The organism is Sphingomonas sp. AC435, from assembly GCF_979253005.1.
Map to the genome: position 1 here is coordinate 1 of NZ_CEEDCJ010000022.1, position 1,893 is coordinate 1,893.

Below are 1,893 nucleotides of genomic sequence, written 5' to 3' on the forward strand. Positions count from 1 at the left end.
GCGGGCCTGACATTACCCCCACGACCCGGGTCACTTCTCGATGAAAACGCCGGGTCAACTCTCAGTGAAAATCAACAACCAGCGAGTTCGAGGCATCGTTGCGCGAACTCGTCCGGCTGCTGGCGAGGCAGGCCGCAGCCGAGCACGTCGGTACCGGGTTGCGGGACGTGACTCCTCGACGCTAGGAAGGGTGAAGAGGGCAGACACATGCGTAAGCTCCGCGCGGCGATCTACGCGCGACATTCGACCGACAAGCAGAACCCGACCTCGAGCGAGGACCAGGTCGACGCTTGCCGTACCCTTGCCGAGCAGATCGGTGCGGAGGTCGTCGAGACGTACGCGGACCCGGAGATCTCGGGCTATCGCCGCGATCGGCCCGGACTGCTGCAGCTTCTTCGGGACATCGAGGACGGCGTGATCGAGATCGTCGTCTGCGAGGCGCTCGACCGCATCGCGCGCGACGGCGAGGACATCAGCTGGCTGGGCAAGAAGCTGTCCTACCACCGCGTGAAGCTCTTCACGCACGTCGAACGCGAGATCGACGAGATCAAGCTGGCGGTCGCGGGGCTCCTGGGCTCCATGTTCCTGTCTAACCTGAGGACGAAGACGTTCAGGGGGCTGAAGGCGTCGGTACTGGCCGGCCGGCTCGCCGGCGGCAGGGCGTACGGTTACCGCAAGGTGGCAGGCCGTGACGAAAGCGGGCGTGCCGTCAACGGCGTCTTCGAGATCAATGCCGTGGAGGCGGAGGTCGTGCGACGGATCTACCGCGACTTCGCCAACGGCATGTCAAGCATCCAGATCGCGACCGCCCTTAACAAGGAGGGCGTGCCTAGCCCGCGGGGCGGCTAGTGGAACGCGAGCACCATCCGCGGCGACCCGAAGAAGCTCGTCGGCATCCTGAACAACCCACTCTACGTCGGTCGCCTGGTCTGGGGACGTCGGGAATGGCGTAAGAACCCGGACTCCGATCGGCGTGAACGACGGTACCGGCTTCGCGAGGAGTCCGAATGGATCAGGGTGGACATGCCGGACCTCAGGATCGTCGACGAAGAACTCGCCGGCCGCGTGGGCGCGGAGATCGCATCGAGACGTAAGGCACCTGGCGAGCGCACGACTGGTTCGGCGCGTCGGGGACGCCACCTGCTGTCCGGACTGATCCGGTGCGGCAGCTGCGGCGCGAAGCACACGCTCGTCGGCAAGGACTACTATCGCTGCGCGCGCAATCGAGAGCGCGGAACGTGCTCGAACGCTGCCACCGTCAGGCTGGCCGTCGTCGAGGAAGCGGCGTTGTCCGCGCTACAGTCGCGGCTGCTCACACCCGATCTCGTGAAAGTGTTCACCGAGGAGTTCAACCGGGAGGTCGAACGGCTCACGCGATCGCGAGGCGACGCCGATCAGGACGCCCGCGCCCGCCTCGCGGTTCTTGAAACGGAGATCGCGAACCTAGCCGTACACTTCCTCGGCGGAACCGTCAGCCCCACTCTCAGCGCGATGCTGGCTGATCGGGAGGCGGAGAAGGAGCGCTTGGTGCGGCAACTGGAGGCTGGATCCGTGCAGGGACCTGCGGTCGTTCCCCATCCTGCGCTGATTAGGCGGTACGGACAGAAGGTCGCGTCGCTGCGCGAAGCGTTGAACGACGAATTGATCCGGGCCGAGGCGAGCCAGTCGTTGCGGTCATTGATCGGATCCGTGACCGTCCATGTCGACGAGAACGGAGCGCAGACGCTTGAGGTGGAGGCATCCACCTCGACGCTCATCGACTTCGCCACAAGCACGAACGCCCCCCGGCGGGTGGCCGGGGGGCGTTCGGTATCGGTGGTTGCGGGGACAGGATTTGAACCTGTGACCTTCAGGTTATGAGCCTGACGAGCTACCGGGCTGCTCCACCCCGCG

1 protein-coding gene, 1 tRNA gene and 1 pseudogene are annotated in these 1,893 nt (G+C 65.5%); 2 read left to right on the forward strand and 1 reads right to left on the reverse strand.

Annotated features, from left to right (window positions below; translation table 11 throughout):
* Positions 1-207: 207 nt before the first annotated feature.
* Positions 208-1,074 (forward strand): annotated as a pseudogene (locus AC0CH8_RS18785) (recombinase family protein); the annotation flags it as partial.
* Positions 1,066-1,860: a recombinase zinc ribbon domain-containing protein gene (locus tag AC0CH8_RS18790; protein WP_465241187.1), complete on the forward strand. Its 795-nt coding sequence runs from the start codon at positions 1,066-1,068 to the stop codon at positions 1,858-1,860. The pseudogene AC0CH8_RS18785 and the gene AC0CH8_RS18790, both read left to right, overlap by 9 nt.
* Here the strand turns inward: AC0CH8_RS18790 and AC0CH8_RS18795 are convergent.
* A tRNA-Met gene (locus AC0CH8_RS18795) sits at positions 1,817-1,893 on the reverse strand. The genes AC0CH8_RS18790 and AC0CH8_RS18795 overlap by 44 nt on opposite strands.